21 protein-coding genes and 1 pseudogene are annotated in these 24,003 nt (G+C 71.7%); 12 read left to right on the top strand and 10 right to left on the bottom strand.

The annotated features are described in order from the left end of the window. The first annotated feature begins 138 nt into the window (after positions 1-138). Complete coding sequence (locus tag AS97_RS06700) at positions 139-819, top strand: HAD family phosphatase (RefSeq protein ID WP_210564507.1); 681 nt, start codon at positions 139-141, stop codon at positions 817-819. Positions 820-885: 66 nt separating this feature from the next. Next, entirely contained in the window at positions 886-1,827 is a 942-nt protein-coding gene (locus AS97_RS06705) for a serine hydrolase (protein ID WP_059149363.1), read from the top strand. An 87-nt stretch (positions 1,828-1,914) separates the two neighbouring features. Here AS97_RS06705 and AS97_RS06710 read toward each other — a convergent pair whose 3' ends face one another. Beyond that, on the bottom strand, positions 1,915-3,375 hold the full coding sequence (locus tag AS97_RS06710; protein ID WP_210564508.1) for a DUF1996 domain-containing protein: 1,461 nt from the start codon (positions 3,373-3,375) through the stop codon (positions 1,915-1,917). A gap of 307 nt (positions 3,376-3,682) precedes the next feature. On the opposite strand from AS97_RS06710, the gene dacB reads away from it, so the two are divergent. After that, the gene (gene dacB / locus AS97_RS06715) at positions 3,683-5,026 is read left to right on the top strand and encodes a D-alanyl-D-alanine carboxypeptidase/D-alanyl-D-alanine-endopeptidase (RefSeq protein ID WP_086706600.1); all 1,344 of its coding nucleotides are present in this window, start codon (positions 3,683-3,685) and stop codon (positions 5,024-5,026) included. Between the two features lie 86 nt (positions 5,027-5,112). On the opposite strand, the gene AS97_RS06720 is transcribed toward dacB, so the two are convergent. Continuing rightward, positions 5,113-5,331, bottom strand: coding sequence for an EF-hand domain-containing protein (locus tag AS97_RS06720; protein ID WP_059149360.1), 219 nt, complete (start codon positions 5,329-5,331; stop codon positions 5,113-5,115). Between the two features lie 98 nt (positions 5,332-5,429). After that, entirely contained in the window at positions 5,430-5,849 is a 420-nt protein-coding gene (locus AS97_RS06725; protein WP_059149359.1) for a YjbQ family protein, read from the bottom strand. A 295-nt stretch (positions 5,850-6,144) separates the two neighbouring features. Between AS97_RS06725 and AS97_RS06730 the strand changes: the two genes are divergently transcribed. From AS97_RS06730 to AS97_RS06745, 4 genes are all read left to right on the top strand, one after another. Then, complete coding sequence (locus AS97_RS06730) at positions 6,145-6,954, top strand: ABC transporter permease (RefSeq protein WP_059149358.1); 810 nt, start codon at positions 6,145-6,147, stop codon at positions 6,952-6,954. Further along, positions 6,927-7,724 (top strand): ABC transporter ATP-binding protein, encoded by a 798-nt coding sequence (locus tag AS97_RS06735; protein ID WP_059149357.1) that lies wholly within the window; start codon positions 6,927-6,929, stop codon positions 7,722-7,724. Before AS97_RS06730 ends, AS97_RS06735 begins: the two co-directional genes overlap by 28 nt. A gap of 127 nt (positions 7,725-7,851) precedes the next feature. Continuing rightward, the gene (locus tag AS97_RS06740; protein ID WP_059149356.1) at positions 7,852-8,886 is read left to right on the top strand and encodes an ABC transporter substrate-binding protein; all 1,035 of its coding nucleotides are present in this window, start codon (positions 7,852-7,854) and stop codon (positions 8,884-8,886) included. Between the two features lie 88 nt (positions 8,887-8,974). Further along, positions 8,975-9,436, top strand: coding sequence for an ATP-binding protein (locus AS97_RS06745; RefSeq protein ID WP_059149355.1), 462 nt, complete (start codon positions 8,975-8,977; stop codon positions 9,434-9,436). 76 nt (positions 9,437-9,512) lie between these two features. Here AS97_RS06745 and AS97_RS06750 read toward each other — a convergent pair whose 3' ends face one another. Continuing rightward, on the bottom strand, positions 9,513-10,325 hold the full coding sequence (locus AS97_RS06750) for a TetR/AcrR family transcriptional regulator (protein WP_059149354.1): 813 nt from the start codon (positions 10,323-10,325) through the stop codon (positions 9,513-9,515). A gap of 162 nt (positions 10,326-10,487) precedes the next feature. Here AS97_RS06750 and AS97_RS06755 point away from each other — a divergent pair, with 162 nt between their 5' ends. Then, positions 10,488-11,714: a DUF418 domain-containing protein gene (locus AS97_RS06755; protein ID WP_079059946.1), complete on the top strand. Its 1,227-nt coding sequence runs from the start codon at positions 10,488-10,490 to the stop codon at positions 11,712-11,714. Between the two features lie 33 nt (positions 11,715-11,747). Here AS97_RS06755 and AS97_RS06760 read toward each other — a convergent pair whose 3' ends face one another. Then, positions 11,748-12,104, bottom strand: coding sequence for a hypothetical protein (locus AS97_RS06760; protein WP_247204253.1), 357 nt, complete (start codon positions 12,102-12,104; stop codon positions 11,748-11,750). 14 nt (positions 12,105-12,118) lie between these two features. Here AS97_RS06760 and AS97_RS06765 point away from each other — a divergent pair, with 14 nt between their 5' ends. Continuing rightward, positions 12,119-12,646 (top strand): alpha/beta fold hydrolase, encoded by a 528-nt coding sequence (locus AS97_RS06765; RefSeq protein WP_247204254.1) that lies wholly within the window; start codon positions 12,119-12,121, stop codon positions 12,644-12,646. Between the two features lie 119 nt (positions 12,647-12,765). Here AS97_RS06765 and AS97_RS06770 read toward each other — a convergent pair whose 3' ends face one another. Both AS97_RS06770 and AS97_RS06775 read right to left on the bottom strand, forming a co-directional pair. Beyond that, complete coding sequence (locus AS97_RS06770) at positions 12,766-13,284, bottom strand: lytic polysaccharide monooxygenase auxiliary activity family 9 protein (protein ID WP_059149349.1); 519 nt, start codon at positions 13,282-13,284, stop codon at positions 12,766-12,768. A 325-nt stretch (positions 13,285-13,609) separates the two neighbouring features. Next, positions 13,610-16,369 (bottom strand): FAD/NAD(P)-binding protein, encoded by a 2,760-nt coding sequence (locus AS97_RS06775; RefSeq protein WP_210564509.1) that lies wholly within the window; start codon positions 16,367-16,369, stop codon positions 13,610-13,612. A 210-nt stretch (positions 16,370-16,579) separates the two neighbouring features. Here AS97_RS06775 and AS97_RS06780 point away from each other — a divergent pair, with 210 nt between their 5' ends. Next, complete coding sequence (locus AS97_RS06780) at positions 16,580-17,044, top strand: Rrf2 family transcriptional regulator (RefSeq protein WP_059149347.1); 465 nt, start codon at positions 16,580-16,582, stop codon at positions 17,042-17,044. 100 nt (positions 17,045-17,144) lie between these two features. On the opposite strand, the gene AS97_RS06785 is transcribed toward AS97_RS06780, so the two are convergent. Both AS97_RS06785 and AS97_RS48470 read right to left on the bottom strand, forming a co-directional pair. Then, on the bottom strand, positions 17,145-18,392 hold the full coding sequence (locus AS97_RS06785; protein WP_210567153.1) for an MFS transporter: 1,248 nt from the start codon (positions 18,390-18,392) through the stop codon (positions 17,145-17,147). Positions 18,393-18,415: 23 nt separating this feature from the next. Beyond that, entirely contained in the window at positions 18,416-19,171 is a 756-nt protein-coding gene (locus AS97_RS48470) for a TIM barrel protein (protein WP_210564510.1), read from the bottom strand. Here AS97_RS48470 and AS97_RS06795 point away from each other — a divergent pair. Continuing rightward, complete coding sequence (locus AS97_RS06795) at positions 19,156-19,812, top strand: maleylpyruvate isomerase N-terminal domain-containing protein (RefSeq protein WP_059149346.1); 657 nt, start codon at positions 19,156-19,158, stop codon at positions 19,810-19,812. The two genes, AS97_RS48470 and AS97_RS06795, sit on opposite strands and share 16 nt — an antisense overlap. Positions 19,813-19,891: 79 nt before the next feature. Continuing rightward, positions 19,892-20,111 (top strand): annotated as a pseudogene (locus AS97_RS46940) (LuxR C-terminal-related transcriptional regulator); the annotation flags it as partial. Positions 20,112-20,137: 26 nt separating this feature from the next. Here AS97_RS46940 and AS97_RS06800 read toward each other — a convergent pair. After that, a complete protein-coding gene (locus AS97_RS06800) occupies positions 20,138-23,968 on the bottom strand; it encodes a CHAT domain-containing protein (protein WP_247204255.1) in 3,831 nt (1,276 codons plus the stop codon). Positions 23,969-24,003: the final 35 nt, after the last annotated feature.

Below are 24,003 nucleotides of genomic sequence, written 5' to 3' on the forward strand. Positions count from 1 at the left end.
CGCCGACTCCGGTTCCGGTACCGCTCGGGGCCGACGGTAACAGAGCGGTCTAGACCAACACGCCGTCATCTTCCGTCCCACCGGGGCCGGAGGCTCCCTCGTGAGCACTACGGGGCGGACTCTTGGCATGCTGTCCCCATGAGCACCATGCCCGCCGTGATCTTCGACCTGGACGGCACTCTCGTGGACACCGAGCCCCTCTACTACGAGGCGGGGCGGCGGACTCTCGAGCGGTACGGGGTCACCGGCTTCACCTGGGAGGAGCACTCCCGGTTCATCGGGATCGGCACCCGGGAGACCCTGGAGACGCTGCGCGACCGGTATCGCATCGAGGCGCCGGTGGAGGAGCTGCTCGCCGTCAAGAACCGGCACTATCTGGAGCTGGCCGCGGCGACCGAGATCTTTCCCGTGATGCGCACCTTCGTGGAGCGGCTGACGGCCGCCGGGCATCCGCTGGCCGTCGCCTCCGGTTCGTCCCGCTCAGCGATCGAGACCGCGCTGAAGGCCACAGGGCTGGACGCGCTGCTGCCGGTGTATGTGTCCGCGGAGGATGTCGGCCGGGGCAAGCCGGAGCCGGATGTGTTCCTGGCCGCCGCGCGGCTGCTGTCCGTCGATCCGGGGCAGTGTGTGGTGGTCGAGGACGCCGGTCCGGGGGTGGAGGCGGCGCGGCGGGCGGGGATGCGCTGTATCGCCGTTCCGTATGTGGCCGGGCCGTCGCCGGATGGTGGGCCGTTCGCCTCCGCCGGGCTGCTCTTCCGGGGCGGGCAGCCGGAGTTCGACGCCCAGCGGGCCTACGAGTGGGTCGCGGCCGGCAGTTGAGGCCGTGAGACCATGCGTCGCGTGCCCGGACATTCACGGGCATGTCGCAGGAGAGACGGAGGGCGTATGGAAAGACGTGGGGGTAAGGCGATCCGCCGTTGGGGGACGGCGGTCATCGCCTCGGCGGCGGCCTTGACGGTCGCCGTGCCGGCGAACGCGGCCCAGGCCACCGAGGCCAGGAGCGGTCCGTCGGGGGTCAGCGCCAAGGGCGCGTATCTGCTGGACAACAACACCGACAAGCAGCTGTGGGCCAAGGCGGCCGACACCAAGCGGCCGATGGCGAGCACCACCAAGCTCATGACGGCGGTCGTGGTGCTCGACACCCGGGGGCTCAATCTCGGCAAGAAGGTCACCGTCAAGCAGTCGTACATCGACTACACCGCCCGCGTCGGCGGCAGCAAGGCGGACCTGCAGAAGGGGGACAAGCTCACCGTCAAGCAGCTGCTCTACGGGCTGCTGCTGCCGTCCGGCTGTGACGCGGCCATGGCGCTCGCGGACACGTTCGGCACCGGTGACACCACCGCCAAGCGCACCAAGTCGTTCATCGCGCAGATGAACAAGAAGGCGTCCGCGCTGGGGATGACCAAGTCCCACTACGACACCTTCGACGGCATCTCGCAGGGGGGCCAGAACTACACCACGCCCCGCGACATGGCCAAGCTGGCCAGGCACGCGCTGAAGAACTCCACCCTCGGCACGGTCGTCAAATCGGTCGACACCATCCAGAAGGCCCCGGCCGCCAATGGCAGGACCAGGACGTACTTCTGGAACAACACCAATCGGCTGCTGGGCTCGTACAGCGGCGCGATCGGCATCAAGACGGGCACCGGCACCGCGCCCGGCAGGTGTCTCGTCTTCGCCGCGAAGCGTGACGGACGCACCGTCGTGGGCGTGATCCTCAACGCTCCCAAGCGCTACCCGGACGCGAAGAAGATGCTGGACTGGGCCTTCCGGGCCCACACCAAGGTCACCTGGCGCCAGCTTCCCAAGGGCACACCGCGGGACTGATGGCAGGATCCATGGCCCGCCTTTCACGCGGGTGGTGCCCCGGCCGGATGGCCGTCCGGCCGGGGCACCGGGCCGTAGTGGCGGTGGTCAGCCGCACTTACGCCCGGTGTTGATGCACTTCACGGCCTTCTTCATCAGTGAGTTGGACATCACGTTGATGAAGTCGCCGTGGTCGGTGACCGGCTTGTGCAGCTGCTCGGGGAAGCTGTCGACCGCGAAGAGCGAGCCGGGCGCGACCTTGTAGGTGATCCGCTGGACCAGCTGCGGGATGGCCTTGAACCCCTTGGCGCACGCGCCCTTGGCGTCCGCGAAGGCCACATGGGTGCGGTGGTTCGCGCTGTCGGCGTTCTTACCGTCCCAGCAGCTCTGGAACTTGAACGTACGGACCACCTTGCTGCCCTTGGGGCACAGCGGGTACTTGTCCTTCAGCTGCCGGTTCTCGAATCCGGTGCAGCTCCAGGAGGCGTTGGCGTTGGCCGTGCCGTTGGTGAACGCCTTGGCGTCGCCGGTGATGATGCGCAGGAACTTGGGCATCTCGACGACCTTGGAGACCGCGCTGCCACGGAAGCTGATGGACGCGGTCTCCGGGCGCAGGATCCGCCCCACATTGCCCTCGGTGCCACCGCCGGGCTGGTCGGCGTCGGCCTCCTTCGTTCCGTCCTGCTGCCGCAGGACCGGCCAGTAGTGGGTGGAGCGGTCACCGTTGGTGCAGGTGGTCCCGGCGGCGGCGAGGCTGTCGTTGGTGGAGAACGCGTCGGTGCCGCGGTTGCCGACATAGTCGTGCATATGGTGGGCGCCGTTGCTCACACCGGGAGCGACGATCACGTTGTCCGAGTTGAAGTGCTTGTTCTCATTGCGGCCGCAGCGCGATGAGAAGGTACCGCGGGAGGCGTTGGCCCGCGTACGGGGGTTCTTGACGTTCGGCCGCACCCTGCGGATGTCCACGAAGTCCGCCTTCACCGGGCCGGACTGCGCCTGGCCACCCGCGGCCGGAGCGGCGGGGGCGGCGGTTCCCGCGGCGGGGGCGGCCGTTCCCGCGGCGGGGGTGGCGCCCGCCGGTGCGGAGGTGGCGCCGCCCGCCGGTGCGGAGGCCGGGGCCGCCTGCTGCACGGTGCAGGACGCCAGCGTGGCCAGGCCGGACGGGCGGCTCGCCACCCGGCCGATCTCGTTCCCGATGCGGTTGAGCGCGCCACGCCGCTGGGCGCCCAGCGGCTCCAGCACCCGGGTGCGCACCCAGTCCTGGTCGGCGCCGGCGCCGCGCGCGGCCAGCCGCTGATAGGCGTCGGCGACCTGGCTGTCCATGGTCGCCAGTTCCCTGTCCACGGCGGGCCGCGCCTGCTGCGGCACATTCGACAGCCGGGTCGCGGCATCGGGACACTTGACGGTCATCGCCGCCCAGGCCGGTGCCTGCCGCCCGGCCGGTCGGCGGGCGGCGGAAGCATCGTTGTCGGTCATCAGGAGCGCCCCGCCGCCCACGGCCAGTGCGGTCACCCCGACCACGGTCAGCCCGATGACCCTGGATCGCTTGTGTCTCCTCTTGTTCCTCATCCTTCGCCCCTCATCGGCAGTCTTCATACGCCGGGGACGTCTTGCCCTCGGCCACGTCGGGCCGCGCCCGCTCACCCCCGTCCCGGGGCGGAGGGCACAGCGCGACGCCGATGGATACGGACAGCGAGGCGATCGTTCTCAACGGTGGTCGCAACATCTCGTAAATAGCCGGAGGAGTCGGCGCATCGGTACATCTTCCTAGTGGCTTCACCACATGCACACCGGCCGGCGATATGGAACTGATCGGTTCCGGTTAAAGTATTCACTTCGCTGTATCCCCGTTACCCTTTCGCCCGCGGAGCCCCCCATGTCCAGCGCGAACTCGTCCAGTGGGCGTCATCGCAAAGCCAAGCCCATGAGCGTCGCGGTCCGCCGCGCGTTCATCATCGCCGCCGTTCCGGTCACCGGTGCGTTGCTGTCCGCTCCCTCGGCGCTCGCCGCCGACAAGAGCACCAAGACCACCACGACGACCCAGGCCGTGGCCGGCGACGGGCTCGACTCCGCCGAGCAGAAGATCGCGGACAACCTCAACACCCGCGCCCAGAACCCGAACCTGGGCGACACCTTCAGCGGCATCGTGCTGGACTCCAAGTCCGACAAGGTGATCTGGGGGCACGACGCCGACACCGCGCTGATGCCCGCGTCCAACGCCAAGCTGGCCACCGCCACGGCGGCGCTGACCGTACTCGGCCCCGAGCACCGGTTCACCACCAAGGTGGTCTACGGCGATGGCACGCTCACCCTCATAGGCGGCGGCGACCGCCTGCTGAGCACCGCCGACGTCACCGAGCTCGCGAAGTCCGCCGCCGCCGGGGTCAAGAGCGCGGGCCTGGGCTCGGTCAAGGTCCGTATCGACGACAGCCTCTTCGCCGAGCCGTCCATGGCCAACGGCTGGAACGACTCGTACTACGACGACCAGGTCTCGCCGGTGCGCTCCCTGGTGGTCGACGGATTGCTGTCCGCGGACACCTCCATCGACGCGGGGAAGATCTTCGCCAAGCAACTCGCCGACCAGGGTGTCACCGTCGACGGTGAGGTCACCCGTGGCACGGCGTCGGCCACGGATGTGCCGGTGGGACAGCATCTGTCCCCGACGCTGGCCGAGGCGGTCAAGAAGATGCTCAAGACGAGCAACAACGACATCGCCGAAACGATGCTGCGCATGACGGCGATCGCCGCCGGTAAGCCCGCCACCTTCGAGGACGGCACGGCCGTGGTACGGGACGTCCTCAGCCGACGCTACGGCGTCTCGATGGAGAACTTCGAGATCTACGACGGCAGCGGGCTCTCCCGCGCAAACCGCATCCCGGCCCGGACCGTCGCGGACATCCTCGATCTGCTCACCGATCCGCGCTACAGCTATCGGCTGCGCTCCATCGACGAGGGCCTGCCGGTGGCGGGCGAGGCGGGCAGCACCCTGGGGCCCGAGTGGGGCCGCTTCGACACCCCGGACTCCCAGTGCGCCGTCGGCCAGGTCAAGGCCAAGACGGGCACCCTGACCGGCGCCATCGCCCTGAGCGGACTGACGAAGGCGGCGGACGGCCGGTGGAAGGTCTTCTCCTTCATCGAGAACCAGTCCTCCGCCGACCCGGCCGCCACCAAGGACACCCTCGACGGCCTCGCCGCCACGGTCAACGGCTGCTGGGCGTAGCCCGCTTGCCTACGGGGCGTACCGCTCGGGTCACTGCGCGGCCCCCGTTGCCTCCGGCACGCTCACACGTGCCGGAGGCAGCAGTGTCAGCGGTTCATGGCCGCCCAGAACTCCTCGAAGGACATCTGGCGATCGCCGTTGGTGTCAAGCGAGTCGATCAGCGCCTGGGCCTCCGCGGCGGTGATCTCCGAGCCCTCCAGCTCCGCCACGACCTGCCGGTATTCATCCGCGGTGACCAGACCGTCCCCGTCGAGGTCGTAGCGCTCGAACACCTTGCGCGCCGCCGTCTCCATGATGTCTGTCATGTGCTCCGCCTATGTACGATCTTCGCTGACGGGCCCAGAGTATCCCGGTCATCTCCGGGCCCCGTCATCACGCCGAGGCGGCATCCGGAGGGGGCTCCCTAGCCCAGGAAACTCAGCCGGACCTGGCGGTCGGGGTTGTCGACGTTCGTGTCGACCAGGCACACCGACTGCCAGGTGCCCAGCGCCAGCCTGCCACCGATGACCGGGAGGGTGGCGTCTGGGGGTACGAGGGCGGGGAGGACGTGGTCGCGGCCATGGCCGGGGCTGCCGTGGCGGTGGCGCCAGCGGTCGTCGGCGGGGAGCAGCTCGCGCAGCGCCAGGAGCAGATCGGTGTCGCTGCCGGCGCCCGTCTCCAGGATCGCGATCCCGGCCGTGGCATGCGGGACGAAGATGTTGAGCAGGCCGTCGCCGCCGCCCGCCACCTCCCGTAGATACGCCTCGCAGTCGGCGGTGAGGTCGGCGACGGTCTCGGTGGAGCCGGTGGTGACGTGGAGGGTGCGGGTACGGAATGTGCTCATGGAACCATCCTGGTACGCCACCGCGTAAAACTCCCGCAACAAAGGTCCGAGGGGCAAGACACCGTTGACCGGTTCCGGACACCGTCGCTAACTTCAAGGGCATGTCTACGTCAGCCCTGCTCACCACGCGCGGTCATATCGACCTGCTGCGGGTGGCGTCCGCCGCGTGTCCCGGCCTCCGCTGACCTTTCTTCTCCCTCCCCACTCCTCCCGCTCGCCTCTGTCCCGTTCCGCCGTACCGCGCTGACCGTCGTGGCGTTCGGGCATCGAGGCGTACCCCCTTTGTGGAGCCCCCATGCCCCCGGTTCTCGAACCGGTCGTGCCGCTTTCCGCGCGCCGCCGCCCCGTGCCGCGCTGGCTGCGCCGCACGACCGGACCCCTTCTGCTGCTGGTGCTCTGGCAAGTGTCCAGCGCCACCGGTGTGTTGCCCTCCGACATCCTGGCCTCGCCCGGCACCATCGCCGGCACCGCCTCCGACCTCCTCCAGGACGGCACCCTCCCGCACGCCATGCTGGTGTCGGTGCAGCGGGTGCTGATCGGGCTGCTGATCGGCGGGGTGGTCGGTGTCGCGCTCGCGCTGATCTCCGGGCTCTCCCGGCTCGGCGAGGACCTCGTCGACGCGAGTGTGCAGATGCTGCGCAGCATCCCCTGGGTCGGCATGATCCCGCTGTTCATCATCTGGATGGGCATCGGCGAAGCCCCGAAGATCGCGCTCATCGCACTGGGCGTCACCTTCCATCTCTATCTGAACGTCTACGCGGGAATCCGCGGCGTGGACGCCCAGCTCATCGAGGCCGGGACCGCCCTGGGGCTCGGCCGCTGGGGGCTGATCCGCCATGTGGTGCTGCCCGGGGCGCTCCCCGGCGCGATGACCGGGCTGCGCTACTCGCTCGCCACCGCCTGGCTGGCGCTGGTCTTCGGCGAGACCATCAACGCCGATGACGGGATCGGCTTTCTGCTCAACCGCGCGCGGGAGTTCTTCCAGACCGATGTGATCGTGGTCTGCCTGATCGTCTACGCCGCCCTCGGCCTGCTCGCCGATTTCATCGTCCGCACTCTGGAGAGGCTGCTGCTGCAATGGCGACCGAACTTCACCGGCAAGTGAACTCCCTGGAGCAGGGGTCGGAGAGGGAGAAGGTGGCGGGCGAGGCCGGCGAGGCGGCGGTGCGCGTTCGCTCGCTGACCCGCTCGTTCGACGGCCGCGTGGTCATCGACAATCTCCAACTCGACGTTGAAGCGGGCGAGTTCGTGGCACTGCTCGGTCGCAGCGGCTGCGGCAAGTCCACCCTGCTGCGGGTGCTCGCCGGGCTCGACCGGGAGATCGAGGGCGAGGTGCTGGTGCCGCGCCGCAAGGCCGTCGCCTTCCAGGCGCCGCGGCTGATGCCCTGGAAGCGGGTCTGGCGCAATGTGCTGCTCGGGCTGCCCGGCCGCCCGGGGCGGGCCGTGGCCGAGCGGGCGCTGACGGAGGTCGGCCTCGGCCACCGCGTCGACGCCTGGCCCAAGACCCTCTCCGGCGGTGAGGCCCAGCGCGCCTCGCTCGCCCGTGCGCTGGTGCGCGAGCCCGATCTGCTGCTGCTGGACGAGCCGTTCGGCGCGCTGGACGCACTCACCCGGATCACGGCCCAGCAGCTGGTCGCCGAGTTGTGGCAGCGGCGCGGCTGCGCGGTGCTGCTGGTCACGCATGACGTGGAGGAGGCGCTGCTGCTCGCCGATCGCGTCCTGGTGATGGACGGGGGCGTCATCGCGCATCAGCTCCGGGTGGACCGGGACCGGCCGCGCGACATCGCCGATCCGCTCCTCGCCGAGCTGCGCACCGAGCTTCTGGACCGGCTGGGCGTGAAGGCGCCCGAGCCTGCCGTCCACAAGGTCGCCTGACGGCGCCTGGTTCCCCCGTACCACCCGCACCACTTCACCCGGTCGCGCCCTCTCGCGATCCCACTGGACCTCTCGTACTACCCGCACTTCCCGACCTTCCCGACCTTCCCGAACGGACCCCGCTGACATGAGACGGCGCATCCTCCCCGCCCTGTCCCTCCCCCTCGCCCTGCTGCTGTCCGCATGCGTCAGCTCGTCGCCCCACAACGGCTCCGGCTCCTCCGGCAACACCGACGGCAAGGGCGATGTGACCCTCAACGTCGGTGACCAGAAGGGCAATGACGAGGCGGTGCTGCGCGCCGCCGGGCAGCTCGACAACCTTCCCTACAAGATCAAGTGGTCGACGTTCACCTCCGGCCCGCCGATCCTGGAGGCCGTGAGCGCCAAGGCCGTGGACATCGGCGGGGTGGGCAACACCCCGCCCGTCTTCGCCGCGGCCGCCAAGTCGGACATCAAGGTCGTGGCGGCCAAGCACGGCACGGCCGACGGCGAGGCCATCCTGGTCAAGAAGGGGTCGCCGCTGAAGAAGGCCACCGACCTCAAGGGCAGGTCGGTGGCGGTCGCTCAGGGCAGCTCGGCCCACTACCAGCTGGTCGCCTCGCTCGCCAAGGCCGGGCTCTCCATCAAGGACGTACAGGTCAAGTTCCTGCAGCCCGCCGACGCCCTGGCCGCCTTCAGCCGCGGCAAGGTGGACGCCTGGGCCGTCTGGGACCCGTACACCTCCCAGGCGCTGCACCAGTCGGACGGGCGGGTGCTCACCACGGGCAAGGGCGTGGTCAACGGCCTCAACTTCCAGGTCGCCAACCCCTCCTCCCTCGAGGACGCGAAGAAGGCGAAGGCCATCAAGGACTATCTCGGGCGGCTGCGCCGGGCCCAGGACTGGGTCTACCAGCACCCCGAGGAGTGGGCCAAGGTGTGGGGCAAGGAGACCGGGCTGCCGTACCAGGTGGCGCTGGACTCCGTGAAGCGGACCAACGGCACTCGGGTGTATGTCGCGGTCGACAAGCCCGCCGTCGCCTCCGAGCAGCAGATCGCGGACACCTTCGCGAAGCTGAAGCTCACCCCGCGCCGCTTCCAGTTCGCCGATTACGTGGACACCCGTTTCAACGGCGATCTGCCGCCGTCCACCTCCGCACCGCGCACCTATGGAAAGGGATCCTGAGACGCCGCTTTTCGGAAGCGTCGCATCGGGTAAGCGCGTCTGCATCGTCAACCGCGCGAAACACACCCGATGAAACGAGGTGAGCGTCATGCACACCGCCACGGCCCAGCGGACGGCTACCCCGCCGCCCGCACTCCGGGCGACCCTGGAGTGCCGCCCCGAAGCGGCCTCGCACGCACGGCATCTCACCGGCACCTTCCTGGAAAGCCTGCATCCGGCGCCCGGTCAGCGTGCCGCCGAGGCGGTGGTGCTGGTCGTCTCGGAGCTTGTCACCAATGCCGTACGGCACTCGGGCGGCCGGTTCTGTTCGCTGCGCCTTTCGGCCCAGCCTGACGCCATCGCCATCGCCGTGGGTGATGCCAGCCGCGTACCACCCCACCGGCGCACGCCGGATGTCCGCGGAGAGGGCGGCGGATTCGGCTGGGCGATGATCTGCGACATGGCCACGGCCACGACCGTGAACGAGGAGCCGGGCGGCAAGACCGTGAACGCGATCGTCGCCCGGCACGGGCGGACAAGGGGGCATGCCACTGCCCCGACACCGAGTTGACCCGCTCCGCCACCCACCTGACGACGCCCCGCCCGGACCACCGGGCCCGAGCCGCGGAGCTGCGCGAGCCCCCGCGTTACGGCGTCGCCCCCTCCCCCGTCGCCCCCGTCTCCGCCGCCGTCCGCGCACGGTCGACGGCCACGGCGATCCCGTCGAGGACGCGTTCGAGGCCGAAGACGAAGTCATGGTCGGTCGCCGGATCGTCATACGCGCCCTCGGGCGCCGCCTCGAACAGGCCCGAGGAGAAAAGCAGCGCCACCTGCGGAAAGCGATCCGGTGTGATGAGCCGCGCGAGGGTCCTGCCATAGGCCCGCTCGGCCTCCTCCTGGCTCAGGCCCGTCTCGCTCCTGCCCTGCGCGTGTTCCTGGGCGAGCAGGGAGGCGTGGCGCACATAGCCGCTGAGCAGGGTCAGACTGCCGACCTTCGCGGCCCAGTCGAGTCCCGTGCCGCTCAGCGCGCTCAGGCCCGCTTCCATCCACGCGATCTCATGAGGTCCCATCGGCGGCCCCGCGATGGGGAGCCGGGGAAGCCAGGGGCGGTCGTGGTTGACCAGGCGCTGGGCGACGGTCCACTGCCGTAGCCCCGCACGCCAGCGGTCGGGAGCGGTCTCGACCTCGGGCGGCGCACCGAGCGCCAGGTCCCGCATGAGGACGAGGAGCTCGTCCTTGGATCCGACATGGCGGTAGAGGGACATCGGGGAGACGCCCAGCTCCTTCGCGATTTTCGGCAGCGTCGCGCCCGGCAGCCCGTCGCGGTCCGCCAGTTCCACCCCCGTACGCACCACGCGCTCGGTGTCGAGCGCGGCGGGCCGGCCGAGGCCCGAGGCCGATACCGGGAGCCTCCACAGGCGGGCCAGCTCGGCGGGCGCCTCCTCCTGGTCGGCCGACATGGCGCTTCTCCTTCTCGTACCTCGGTTGCTCACCAGGTACATCATGGCGCACGGCTACTTAGTTTTCCCCATATAGATTATCCCTTATACTAAGCAGCGCCGAGGGCTCGCTCATGTCCCGTAGCCCCATGGGCCCTCATGTCAGGACGGAGAGAGTTCCAGGTGACAGCCATAACGCAGTCCCATGTCACGGGCCCCGCACGGGGCCCTGTGCGCCGGACCGAACGGGCCCTGGCGCCCGACCTGGCCCGGGGCACCATGCTGTTGTTCATCGCGCTCGCGAACGCCGCGGTGTTCACCTTCGGCAACCAGCCGGGCGCCGAGGCGTCCCCCCACGGCTGGGAGCGCGGGTTCAACCTCGCCATGTTCGTCTTCGTGCACGCTCGCGCCTATCCGATGTTCGCCGTGATGTTCGGCTACGGGCTGGTGCAGCTCACCCGCAGACAGGACGCGCAGGGCGCCGGGCCCGGCGCGGCGCGCTCGGTGCTGCTGAAGCGCAACGCCTGGCTCATCGCCTTCGGCCTCGTCCACGCCGCGCTGCTCAACTTCGGCGACTTCCTCGGGGCCTACGGCATCGTCGGCATCCTCTTCACCCTGGTGCTCCTGCGCCGCGGCGAGCGGGTGCAGCGCGTCGTGCTGTGGCTGTGGGGCTGGATGGTGGTCTACGTCGCCGTCGTGGCGGGCATGGCCGTGTACCACGCCGCGAAGAGCACATCAGGCTCCGCCGCCGTGCCGACGGACGGCGGTGTCGATTCGCTGTCGGCACCCGACTACGCCACGTCCGTGGCCGACCGGCTCGGCGAGTGGCCGATCCACACGCTGACCGTCGTGCCGTTCATCGTGATCGTCTGGCTGGGCGCGTGGGCCGCGCGCCGGGGCGTACTGGAGGACCCCGCCCGGCACCGGCGCCTGCTGATCCGCACCGCCGTGATCGCCCTCGGCATCGCCTTCGCGGGCGGGGTGCCGATCGGCCTCGTCAGCGCGGGATTCGCGCATGTCGACGGCTCCACCGCGGACGCGTTCCTGATGCTGTACGAAGTGAGCGGCCAGTTCGGCGGCCCCGGATACGTGGCGCTCTTCGGGCTCCTCGCCCTGCGGCTGTCGAAGGCCCGCTCCGACGCGCGACCGAAGCTCCCGGTGGCGGCACTCGCGGCCCTGGGACAGCGGTCGCTGAGCGGCTATCTGTTCCAGTCGCTCGCATGGGTGCTGCTGCTCTCCCCCTTCGCCCTCGCGCTCGGAGAGCGCACCGGCAGCCCGACGCTCACCGCCTGCCTGAGCGCCGTCCTGGTCTGGCTCACCACGGTGGCCGGGGCCTATCTCCTGCAGCGCCGATCGCTTCCGGGGCCCGCCGAGAAGGTGCTGCGGAGGCTTACGTACGGACCCCGGTAGCCGCTGTGCGGCGCTTGGTGGCGCCCCGAACCGCTACTCGATCGTGCGCACCGCGGCCTGCGTCAAGGTGGTCGCGGTGCGCACGGCGCTGGCCACCGCGGTCTGCGGATCGAGCCCGCACAGATCCATGAGGGTGAAGAGCGCCTCGGCGCTCACCACCACCGCGAGATCCCGTTTGAGCTGGGCGAACGCTTCCGGGTCCGTCACCCCGAGGGTGCCGTCGAGCGGCCGGAGCGCCTGGTCGATCAGCCCGAAGCGGATTCCGGGCCGCGCGGTCGCGGCGGCGGGCTTGGTGATGGTGGCCGCGATCATCGCCCGTACCGCCCCCTCGCGGGCGAGCACACCGCGGAGCAGGAACTCGCAGGCGAAGGCGGTGCGCTCGACGCGCACTCGATCTGCGGGACGTGGCCGTCGTCGGCAACTCCATCGGCGGCTGGATCGCCGCCGAACTGGGGACCCTGAACAGCGACCGGATCAGCAGCGTCACCCTCGTCAACGCGGTCGGGATCCACGTCCCCGGCCACCCGATCGCCGACACCTTCGGCCTGACGCCGGTCGAGCTGTCCCGCCTCTCCTTCCACGACCCCTCGAAGTTCCGCTTCGACCCCAGCGCGCTCTCCGAGGCGCGGCGCGCGGCCATGGCCGCCAACAGCGCGACCCTTCAGGTGTATTCGGGCCCACACACCATGGCCGATCCCACTCTGGCCGAGCGCCTGGCCAAGGTCGCCCACCCGACCCTGGTGGCATGGGGCGCGAGCGACCAGATCGTGGACGCCGACTACGGACGCGCGTACGCACAGGCGGTCCCGGACGCCGAGTTCCGTCTGCTGCCCGGCACCGGCCATATGCCCCAGTCCGAGACGCCCGGGCAACTGCTCCCGGTGGTCTGGGACTTCGCCGATGCCCACGCCGCCGGCCGGCCGCGCCCCTGAGCCGCCCGCTCCCGCCCCCGCGCATACGCCGTGCGCACGGCGAAGGCCGGCCGCCTCGGCGACGACCGGCCCGACGTTCGACCTCCCGCGTTCAATTCCCTGCGGTCAGCTGTCCGCGTTCAGCCGCCGACGTTCACATCGATGCAGGCGTAGAAGGCGTTGGAGGTGTCCGCGATGTTCCAGACCGCGAGAACCTTCTGCTTGCCCTTCAGACCGCCGAAGTCGACCTGGTGGGTGACGGTCTCGCCCGGCTGCGCCCCGCCGTCGTCGATCTCCGCGATCTTCTGACCGCCGACGAAGTACTGCCAGGTGTTGGTGGCGTGACGTGCGGTCAGTTTCCAGCTGAAGCTCGCCTTGGACGGAACCGGCGTGACTGCCCAGCCCTTGCTGTCGTCGTCGAGTTCGGCGTACCGCGAATTGCCACCGCTGCAGCTCGTCAGGCCCTTGGGACCTTCGACGCTCTGCGGCTCGTACTTGATGTCACCACAGGCCACCGTTCCGGCGGCACACTGTGCCTGACGGCTCGGCGGGTCCGAGATGTAGCCGTGCGCGCTCGCCTCGCCCGCCGGGAGGCTCAGCGCGATCAGGGGCGCTATACCCGCGCCGACGAAGACGGACGCCCTGCGTTTCATGTTCATGCCAACTCCTTAGCGGCGAGGGCGCCACGCCGGACGGGAAGCCCTTACCGAAGTCAGGATGTGGGGGGATGTGGGGGGTGGCTGTGGCGGAACGCCTCATGGACCGCAAAGGCGGTCACGAGACCGCTCCGCACTAGGTCTAGACCATACCCTCTGTCCGTTCACGGTCAAGACATCGAGCGGATGTGGTCTGGTCCACTGTCATCCCCGCCGACGTCACCCGCCCTCGCCAGCCGGGTCCGCGCCGCGGCGCCCGGCGACAGGACCCGGCGACAGCCGGACGCGAGGACGGTCAGAACATGAAGAGGCCCAGGACGAGAGGAGTTCAGGACGAGAGGGCGGTCAGCCGTCGCCGGTCGTGGGGGGACGAACGGCGGTCCAGCCGCTCTTCCAGACGGCCCCGGGCCGCGTCGCAGCGCCCTGCGGACACCAGCGCGAACAGCAGTGTCTCCTCGACGATCTCGCGCTGGGCCGCGCTGCCACCGACACCGGGGAGCCGTGGCAGCAGCCGCTCCAAACCGCGTGCCGCCTCGGTCCAGCGCTCTTCGAGGATGTCCTCGAACGCCGTGCACAGCGGGGCGATGACACTCCGCTGCACCTCATCGGCGCGCAGGGCGTGGACCCGCAGCCGCCGCAGCCCCGGCAGGTCGCCCGCGGCGGTGAGGGCGATGGCGGCGTGCAGGGCGACGAACGCGGTGGCCGGACGCTCCAGGACATCTACGGGAGCCGTCTCCAGGACGTCGCCGATCGGGAACGGCCCCTGCCATGCGCCCGCCAGCCGGGCTCGCCACAGCAGCGAACCGGAGTCGACCAGGGCGCGGACCCCGTCCACCTTCCCGGGGGACAGTTGCTCCGCCCACCGGCGGCGGACCGCCACCGTGTCCTCGAGGGCGAGTTCGTGCAAGGCGGCGTGCCAGGAGAAGTGGGCGCGGTGGGTACCGCCCCGGCCCTGGTGGGCCAGCCATCGCTGGAGTCGCTCACGGCCCGCCTCGTGGTCGCCGCGCTCATAGTGCACATGGGCCAGGGCGTGCATCGCGTGCCCGGAGGCGGGTTCGGCGGCCAGGGCCTGCTCGGCCAGGGCTCCGGCCTCGTCGTAACGCCCCTCCTCCTGGCGCATGAAGGCGAGCAGGGACGTGTGGAACCAGCTCTCCCCGTGCGCCGGGGCGGTCCGCTCGACCACGCGCAGCGCGGTGGTGCCGTCGAGGTCGCGCAGACCGGAGAAGGCGATGGTGGGCACCGCGACGGCGAGCGCCAGCGCATCGCCCGGGTGCTCCTCCAGGTGGCGCAGGAGTGCGGTGTCACCGTCCGCGGGCGTATGCAGGACACGGCGGGAGACGACGTCCACGAAGGAGCGCTCGTGGTCGTCGGCCCGCTCGCGCACCGCGCGCCGGGCATCGGCCAGGGCCCGGGAGACGTCCACGTCGGCCCCGCACTCATGGCCGATGAGCGCGAGCGCGGCATGGCCGAGGGCGAACCCGGGGTCGAGCGCCACGGAGCGGCGGAGCGCCTGCGGGGCCCCGGCCCGGACCTTGAGCAGCCGGTCCACCCCGAGTCGGTAGGCGGTGGCGGCGGCCGCGTGCGTACTGAGGGGGAAACCGGAGGCGTCCGTGGGCCGACGTGTCCGGCGCCGGGCGGGGCCGCCACCGGCGGGGAGGGCGGGGGCCGTCCCCGGGTCGAGCACGGCCTCGGCGATGGTGGCGGCCTGTGCGCGGATCTCCGGGATGGCGGTCGTCTCCCACAACTCGCCGCGGCGGGGGGCGCCCAGGGTCCACAGCGGGCGGGTCGTGCTGCCGTCGGCGCCGTGCAACCGTCCGTCGTCGGTGGCGACGCCCATGCCCAGCGGGCCGGGCATCGCGGCGCCCTGGTCGAGCAGGCTCCGCCACAGCGGGTCGGCCGTGTCCGACAGCCGCAGGCCCGGCCCCGTACAGTCCACCACCCAGCCCACGGGCAGTGTTCGCGGGCCGTCGCCGGTGGTGAGGGAGACCGTCAGGGAGCCGTCGGGCCGTGCCGAGGCGGCGGCGAGCCGCCCCTGGTAGGTCCGCATCCGCCGGGTGCGGCGCATACGCCCCACCGCCTCCGCGGTGGCCGGGGGCATACGGTGGCGGTGGGTGTTCCACAAGGAGCCGTACCGTGCCACGAACTCGGCCCGCTCCTCGGTGGACATCGACGCCCAGATCCCGGCCGTGACCGGGCGCAGCCCGTCCACCGCGGGCCGCCAGTCGCCGTGGGTTCGCATGACGCGGCCGATGTGCTGACGTACCGCGGCGCGCAGCGCGGACAGAGACAGGCCGTGCAGTGGTGTCGTACACGCGGCGGCGGGCAGCGGGTCCACCGCATGCGCCTGCGGCAGCCGTCCGCCACGGGAGACGGTGTGCACCGTGCGGCCGGGGCGGTCGAGCGTCATGGCGATGTCCACCGAGGTCAGCCCGGTGCCGACGAGGAGCACATCCTCCTTGTCGCCTTGGCCGAGTGCGGCGTCCAGGGCGCCCGGCGCCCAGGGGTCGGTGATGAAGCGGTCGTTGCCACGCAGGGCCTCCGGCGCCCATTCGGCGTTCGCGTGGGACGGCCCGGTGGCCAGCACCACGCGGTGCGCATCGACGGTCCGGCCGTCGGCGAGTTCCAGCCGGGCCGTCGGGTCCCCGCCGGGGAGGGTGGTCCAGCGGCAGCCGGTGGCGCGGGTGCGCAGCCGGCGGACGGTGACGACGCCCTGCGCCGCCATGATCGCTCGCCCGAGGGTGTCGGCGAGGTAGGCGCCGTAGCGGTAGCGCTCCGCGAAGTCGCCGCCGCGCACGCCCGGTTCGCCGTGGTGGCACAGCCACCGCACGAAGTGTCCCGGGTCGTCGGGGTAGCAGCTCATCTTGCCCGCGGGCACATTGAGGCGGTGGCGCGGGTCGAGGGTGGAATAGGCGATGCCGCGCCCCGCCTCCGGGGCAGGGTCGATCAGCAGGAGTTCGAACGGGGTACGGCGGCGGGCCGCGGTCTCGCAGAGCTGGATCGCCACCAGTGCACCGGCGGCGCCCGCGCCCACGATGGCGACGGTCCTCGTACACGGCCCTGACGTCGTACACGGCTCTGGCGATGCCATGTGATACCTCCTGCTTCCCGGGAACCGGCGGCCGAGCAGAACCGGTGCCCCGCTCACGCAACCGGTACCGTAGCCAGCTAAGTGCACCAATTCAATGAACTTGGTGAACTGATGGAAGAACGGCGGTGAGCCCTTGGCCGAAGGCCGGTGCTCAAGCCGGTGGTTTGGTGCCTCGGCCCAGGAAACGGACGTGCGTGATAACTTGCCCAGGTGCGGATCACAGCCAAGTCGGACTATGCCGTCCGGGCGATGGCCGAACTGGCGGCCGCGGAGGGCTCACCCCTGACCGCCGAGCAGGTGGCGACCCGGCAGGACATTCCACTGCGTTTCCTCTTCGGCATCCTGCGGGAGCTGCGCCTGGCCCATCTGGTGCGCAGTGTGCGGGGCCCTGAAGGGGGATATCTGCTGGCGCGCCCGGCGAAGGAGATCACCCTCGCCGACGCGATCCGCGCCATGGACGGCCCGCTGGCCAACGTACGGGATGTGGGCCTCAGCGGTCTGGAGTACCCGGGAGCGGCGGCGGTGCTCCCCGATGTGTGGCGCGCGGTGCGGGCGAGTCTGCGGCAGGTGCTGGAGAAGACCACCTTCGCGGATCTCGCCACCGGTGAACTGCCCCCGCTGGTCCAGGCGCGGGCCCGCGAATACCTCGACGACGTCCGCCACTACGACACGTGACCGCCCGGGGCCGACCGGCCTCGACGTCTCGCTGCTCCCCCTTCCGGCCACAGCAGTTCACCCACGGGTGCCCCGCCCGGAGCGGGCGGGGCGAGGCGGTTCAGCCCTGTGGGGATGCGCTCTCGTCGGCGGTGTCCTCCGGCCGCTCGGCGGCATGGCCACCGACCGCCGGAGCGACGAACACCGCCGTGGTGACACACGCGAGAACGGCGAGCATGGCGGTGCGCAGTCCGTAGTGGTCGCCGAGGAATCCCAGGCCCGGTGGCCCCACGAGGAAGGCCACGTACCCGATGGTCGCCACCAGGCCGACCCGCGCGGTCTGGTCGGGCCCGGAGCCGCCGGCCGCCGACAGGGCGACGGGAAAGCCCAGCGATGCGCCCAGCCCCCAGAAGAAGACCGCGGCGCCGGCGACCACGGCACTGTCGGAGAAGACCACCCAAGCGATGCCAAGGGCCGCCGAGATCGCACCCGCCCGCACGACCGCGGCCTTGCCGAACCGCTCCAGAAAGAAACCGCCCCCGAAGCGACCGACGGTCATGGCGGCGGCGAAGCCGGCGTAGACGAGGGATCCGAGGGCGTCGTCGAGTCCGTGGCCGTCCACCATGAGCAGCGGCAGCCAGTCGTTGGCGGCCCCTTCCGCGAGGGCCATGGCCAGGACGATCACACCGATCAGCAGGAGTTGCGGGTCCTTCCACGTCTTCCGGGCGGAGGTGCGGGGCCCGGCCTTCCCGGGGCCGGGGCTCTTGCGCCCGATACCCGCGGGAATGGCCCTCAGAGCCTGCAGAAGGACAAGGGCGGTGATCAAGGTGATCAGGCCGAGATGCCACGGAACGGGAAAGTTCCGGGCAGTGGCGGCGATGCCGAGCAGGGCGCCCACCACCGTGCCCAGGCTGAAGCAGCCGTGCAGCGTCGGCAGCACCACCGAGTTCGCTCGTCGCTCGACCTCGACCCCGTCGATATTGATGGCGACCTCGGCGGAGCCCATGCCCGCCCCGAAGGCGAAAAGCCCTGCCGTGACCAGCGGCGCCGAGGCCAGCAGCGCACCACCGCCGATGACGGCGGTGCTCGCCACGACGAGCAGGCTGCCCACGCCGATGACCGGCCGGGTGCCGAACCTGCCCACGAGGGTGCCCGAGCAGAGGATGCCCATCATGGAACCGGCCGACAGGCCGAAGAGCACCAGCCCCATCTGGGCGGTCGATGCCCCCAACCGGTCCCTGATGTCCGGTGTCCGCGTCACCCACGACGAGATCGAGAGCCCGGGGAGGAAGAAGAGCAGGAACAGCGACTGCCGCCATCGGCGGGTGGCGAGGCCGAGCTGAGTGGGCGCGGCTCCGGCCGCCCGCATGCGCTCGGTATCGGCCGCATCGGTCATGGCGCGTGTGCTCCGATCAGTTCGCTCAGGTACGCGTAGCTCTTGGTGGCCGCTTCCAGGGAGGCGCATTCCACGAAGTGCACCACATCGTGGTCGGCCGTGGCGAGTGTGGAGACGATGCGCTCCCAGGCGATGACGCCCTCACCACAGGCGCAGCCGAGCGTGCCGCGGAACTTGGCACGGTAGCGGGCGGCTTCCTCGTGCGAGATGTCCTTGGTGGGCGGGTGGGTGGCCCGGCCGACGATGGTCTCCAGCCACGCGTGCGGGTCGTTGCCGCTGAGGTAGCTGTTGCCGGTGTCGAGGTGGATGGTCAGCGCCGGGCCCTCGATGAGTCCCCAGTGCCGGTCGAGCCGCTCGGGCGTGGCGGTGTACTCGCCGTGGGTCTCGACGGCGATGCCGCGCGGTTCCGCGACCGGGGCGGCCTCCTGGAGCGTGTACCGCATGAGGGTGCGGTTCTCCTCCTCGGTGGTCCAGGACGGCGGTGGCCCACCGCATCGCCCGGCGCGGCGCCGCGGGGGTGCGGCAGCGGAGCCCGCGCCTGTGGCGACCCGGCCCGCGGACCATCGGGTGGCGGACCACCGGAGCCGGTGATACGGACGGGGCCGCCGCCGCCGAAGGCCGCCCGGCGGAACCCGCCGACGCCGTGCTGATCCCCCGTTCGCGGGCCCGGACTCGGCGTTCGTGGCCGGCGGAGAAATCGCTCGCCGGGCGGGCCGCGCACTGCTAGCTTGCGGCCGTGGACCTCTTCTCACGCGCGTGGACAGCGTTGCGCACGGCCGTCGCCGAGCTCCCGGACGAGGACTTCGCCCGGCCCTCCGGCTGTGCCGGCTGGCTCGTACGGGACCTGGTGTGCCACCTGATCATCGACGCCCAGGACGTCCTGATCACCCTCGTGACACCCGCCGAGACGGAACCGACGCGCAACGCGGTGACCTACTGGGAGGTCGCCGAAACGCCGCCGACCGGCGACGACCCGCTCGACGCGCTGACCGTCCGGATGGCCGCCGCGTACGAGGAGCCGTGGCTGCTGAAATTCCACCTCGACGACGTCGGCTCCGCCGCCGGGCGCGCGGCCGAACTCGCCGACCCGGGGCTGTGGGTCAGCACCCGCGACGAGGTGTTCACCGCGGGCGACTACCTCTCCGTGTACGTGCTGGAGTGGACCCTGCACCACCTCGACCTGATCGCACACCTCCCGGGCGCTGCGGGACCACCCGCCGAGAGCCTCGCCGGGGCACGCGAGATGCTGGAGCGGATCGCCGGGGCGGCGTTCCCCGCGTCGTGGTCCGACACGGACACACTTCTGGTCGGCACCGGCCGACGAGCCGCGACCGATGCGGAGCGGGCCGAATTGCGCGAACTGCCCGCGAACCTGCCCCTCTTCCTCGGATAGTCCGCCGGCCGAACGGGCAGGCCGTTCAGTGTGTGGTGACTGATCGAGCCGCACGCCGCTCTCCCAGGGGTCCGCGGTGTCCGCGTCGCGCGGCGAAGAGGCCCGGCGGCGTCTGGAGGCCCTGAGCGCACGGGAGTTGGAGGTGCTCGCGCGCTCGGCGAGGGGCTGTCGAACGCCGACGCCCGTGAGCGGATCCCCATCAGCGAGGCGACGGTGAAGACGTATGTCAGCCGGTTCCTGACGACGTTGCACCATGAGAACCGGGTGCGGCGGCGCCGGCGGCACGGGACGCGGGGCTGGGCACCACGCTTTGGCGCCGTGGGCGTCATCCCGCGCGCCGGGCCGCCGGGTTGCCCTGGTGGGTGAAGGCGGCCCAGAGGTGGATGCGGTCGAGGTCGGTGCGGACGGCTTCGTCGCAGAGTTCACCGTGGAGGGTGGGCGGTGGCTCGCGCCGCGGGTTGAGCATCCAGAGCTGGGCCGCGCGCAGGGCGTCCACCGGGGCGAGGCGCTGTCTGGTGACGAAGTCGTGGAAGACGGCCATCATCAGGGCCGTCGTGGCGTCGTGGACGGCCCAGCGCGAGCCGATGACATCGGCCGCACCGCGGGCGATCAGGGCGGTGGACAGGGTCAGGGCCTCGTCGTGGTCGCGGGTGCTCAGGTCCGTCTCGCAGGCGCTGAGCACCACCAACGGGCCCGCGGCGGCCGGCTGCCCGGTGGCCGCGCCGTCCAGGAGGCGGGCCACAGTCAGGCGTCCGGCGTCCTCGGGACCGGCCGGCGGGGCGGCGAGCCACAGTGCCGAACGCGTGGGATCCGGACCGGCCAGGGCGTGGCAGGTGATGTGCAGGACGGCGACCGGGGAGCCACCGCCGGGCAGAACGGCGAGAATGTCCTCGGGGGTGCCCGGCGCGTCGCCGGCACCGGCCGTGGGGAACTCGCCGTAACGGAGGCCGTCGGGGTAGCAGGCCGCGTGCAGCGCCTCCGCCTCGATCTCGGCCCATACGAGGCTGAGTTCGGGGTCGGCGACCAGCACCTGCCCGGCGGTGGTGGGCAGCCGGTCCCGGGTCGCGGCCCGCAGGAACTCGGCGCCGGAGGGCGCGTAGCTGAGCACCGCGTCCTCGCAGGCGTACCGGTGCTCGCGCCCGGCGGTACCGTACGGAGTGCGGGCCGCGTGCCAGGCGACCGCGCCGAGGGGCCCGCAGGGCACCAGCACGATCCGCGGCGGCCGGTGGAGCGGGCCCACGACTGCCAGGACGGGGCCCATCGCGGCGGGCCAGGCCCAGTCGCACAGGTCGCGCAACGCCGCTTCCCACCGCTCGTCCCGCTCCATCTGCGGGCCCGCGTCGGCCGGGGCGTCGGCGGCTGGTCGGGAGCGCCGGGCGGTGGCGTCGAGGTAGCGCTCCAGTGGCGGGCTGCCGGGGGTGAGCAGCGGCAGCTTCAGGACGGTGGGCTGCGCGTCGCCGGCGCCGGGGCGGAGGATCAGAGCGAGGCCGGGCATGCCGGGGCGCTGCCCGGGGACGAGGTAGACGAGCGCATCGGCCCCGGCGGCGGTCAGACCGGCCCTCAGTGACGGCAGGTCCGAGGGGCCGAGCAGTTTCCAGGCGTCCGCGCCGCTGCCCGCGCCCAGCGCTTCCAGTGCTCTGCGCCGCAGCGTGCCCGGGATCTGCGGGCCGGTGGACTGATCGCCCGGCGTGGCCGGGGTGCCGGGCTGCGGCGGGTCCGCGGCGACCTCGGCGCGCCACTGCCGGGCCAGATCCGGGTGTCCCCGGGCTTCGAGGAGTTCGGGAATGCCACGGGACGCGGCCGCGGCCCGCAACACCAGGGCCCGGCCCAGTTCCAGCGCGTCCACCGCATCGGCCGGGCGGTCACACACGGTGGTCCAGTAGGCCAGCCACAGCGCCTGTGCCGACCCGAAGCGGGCCACGGACAGGCCGTGCTCGGAACCGAGTTGGAGGAGAACGTCGGCGGACAGCCTGACCAGCGCCTCGCTTCTGGTGGCCAGGGCGGCCTCCCGGTCCTCTTCGGTCCTCGGACCGCCGCGCTCACGGCGCAGCCAATGGGCTTCGGAGAGCTGGGTCAGGGCGTCGGCGGAGTGCGGCAAGCCGTTTCCCCGGGCGAACATCCCGCGGACCTGGGACAGCTCGGCGATGCACACGTCGAGCAGGTCCGGGTCGTCGAGGTGGCGGGCCGCGTGCAGCAGGGCCCGGCCGAGCTGATACCGCAGCCGGAGTTCCTCGCGGGGGGTGGGCTGCGGTCCTTGGAGGATCCGGTGGACCTCCGCGATGGCCTCATCGGCGGCGTCCCGGCTGGGCTCGATCATGATCAGCCGGATGAGCGCGGAAGCGCGCAGAGCGGGGAAGTACGGTCTGAGCATGGGGGCGATCCGCCGGGAGTCGGTCCCCACGACCTCTCGCAGATACCAGGCCGCGGCGCGGAATTCCTCCGGATCGTGGCTGCGGGCGGCCTGTTCCTGATGCACCTCGGCCAGGGTGCCGGCGAGGGTGAAGCGGTTCTCCTGGTCGGGCGACAGGGTGGCATACAGGCCGGTCAGCTCCTCGACCAGGCGCGGCAGCACGGTGGGATCCCCGCTGCGGCGGGCCAGCGCCAGGTCGTTCTGGGCGGCGAACACCACCAAGGTGAGCTTGTTCGTCGGTGTCAGTGAGTCATCGCCCTCGCTGGCGGCGCGCAATTCCCTGCCCATCGTCCGGGCGGCGTCGGCGGTCCGGAGACTGCCCCCGAGTGTCGCCGCCTCGTGGACGAGCCCGGCCAGGCCGGTGGCCAGGGTACGACGGGCGGCCGTGGCCCTCTCACCGTCCCCCGGCGAGGTGGCCATCATCTCCCGAAGCCGGGCGGCGCTGGTCTCCAGGTGTGCCAGATCACCGGTCTGGGACACCCGTACGCCATCGACCAGAGCGGTCACCTGCTGCTCCAGGCCGAAGTACCCCGGGCCGCCGGGACGGTCGTCGGGGTCCGGCCCCGGCTCCGACATGGCCTCGTCCACCTCGTCGAAGTCCATCGTGCCGGGCACCAGGAGGTTGGCGTGCACCAACAGGACGGCGTGCAGCTTGGCGACGCGGGCCCGTTCGGGTGTGTGGTCCGGCAGCTCCCGCAGGGCCCGCCGGGCGACGTCCGCGCCGTGACGGACACGCGGGGCCAGCGCCCGGGGGTCGCCCTCGCCCGATCTGAGCCCGGTCAGCAGCTCGCGCAGCGGTGCGAAGGCCGGTCGGTCCAGGCCGAGGGCCGCCAGTTCCCCGTCGGCCTCCTCGGGGGAGACCGTGGCGCGGTCCGCGGTCCTGTACAGCCACACCAGGAGTTCCGTGAACCGCGCCAGGTCGTCGGAGGCCCAGCCCAGCACGGCTTGGACGGCGTCGGCCAGCGGGTCGTCGGGGCGTTCCCCGGCTGCCCCGCTCCCCTCGGCTTCCCCGATATCCGCGAGAGGGGCTGTGCCCGTCGGCTCCGGCGTGCCCTCCTCCCGCGGCGGCGCCACATCGGGCTCCTCCACGACGGCCGGGGAACTCTCCCCGGACAGGGCCGAGGAGCCGGAGGCGGACGACAGCGTCAGCTCGATCTCCGACCTGAGAAGCCCGAGGACCCGACGCAGTCTCGGATTGTCCGGGCCGCCGGCGAGGCGCTCGATGACCTCCCTGGCCTCCGCCAGGTCGTGCCTCAGGGACGCGGTCAGCGGCTGCGGGCCGGCGGCCCCGGGCGGCGGCTCGGGGCGGCGGCCTCGGCGTTCCGCGCGCACGGCCCGCGCGTAGTGCGCCGGGACGAGCAACTGGAGCAGCACTCTCCGGGCGTTCGCCGCGAGCGGATCGGCCAGCGGTCCGGTACGGTCGGCCCAGCGCAGATGGCGCAGCCCATATGCGCGTTCGCGACGGGCGGCGTCGGACTGGTCGCCCGCTTCACGGCTGAGGATCCGGACGCCCATCAGCACGCCCAGCAAGGGGACGAAACCGCTCCGGAGCGGATCGTCCGCGGGCAACAGCCGCTCGATGGCGGCAACATGCTCGATCGCATGGGCCAGTGCGACGGTCCGCCCCGGGTCGTCCCCCGCTCCGGTCACCACGTCGCGGGCCTGGCGGGCGGCGATGGCGGCCCACGCTCGCAGGGTCCGCGCACCCTTCTGGCCGCCGTCGTGGCGCCGTCGCTCGTCCTCCACGCCGCACTCCCCCCGGTGCCCGGACATGTACCCGC

Source organism: Streptomyces sp. AgN23 (assembly GCF_001598115.1).
Lineage (GTDB): Bacteria > Actinomycetota > Actinomycetes > Streptomycetales > Streptomycetaceae > Streptomyces > Streptomyces antimycoticus.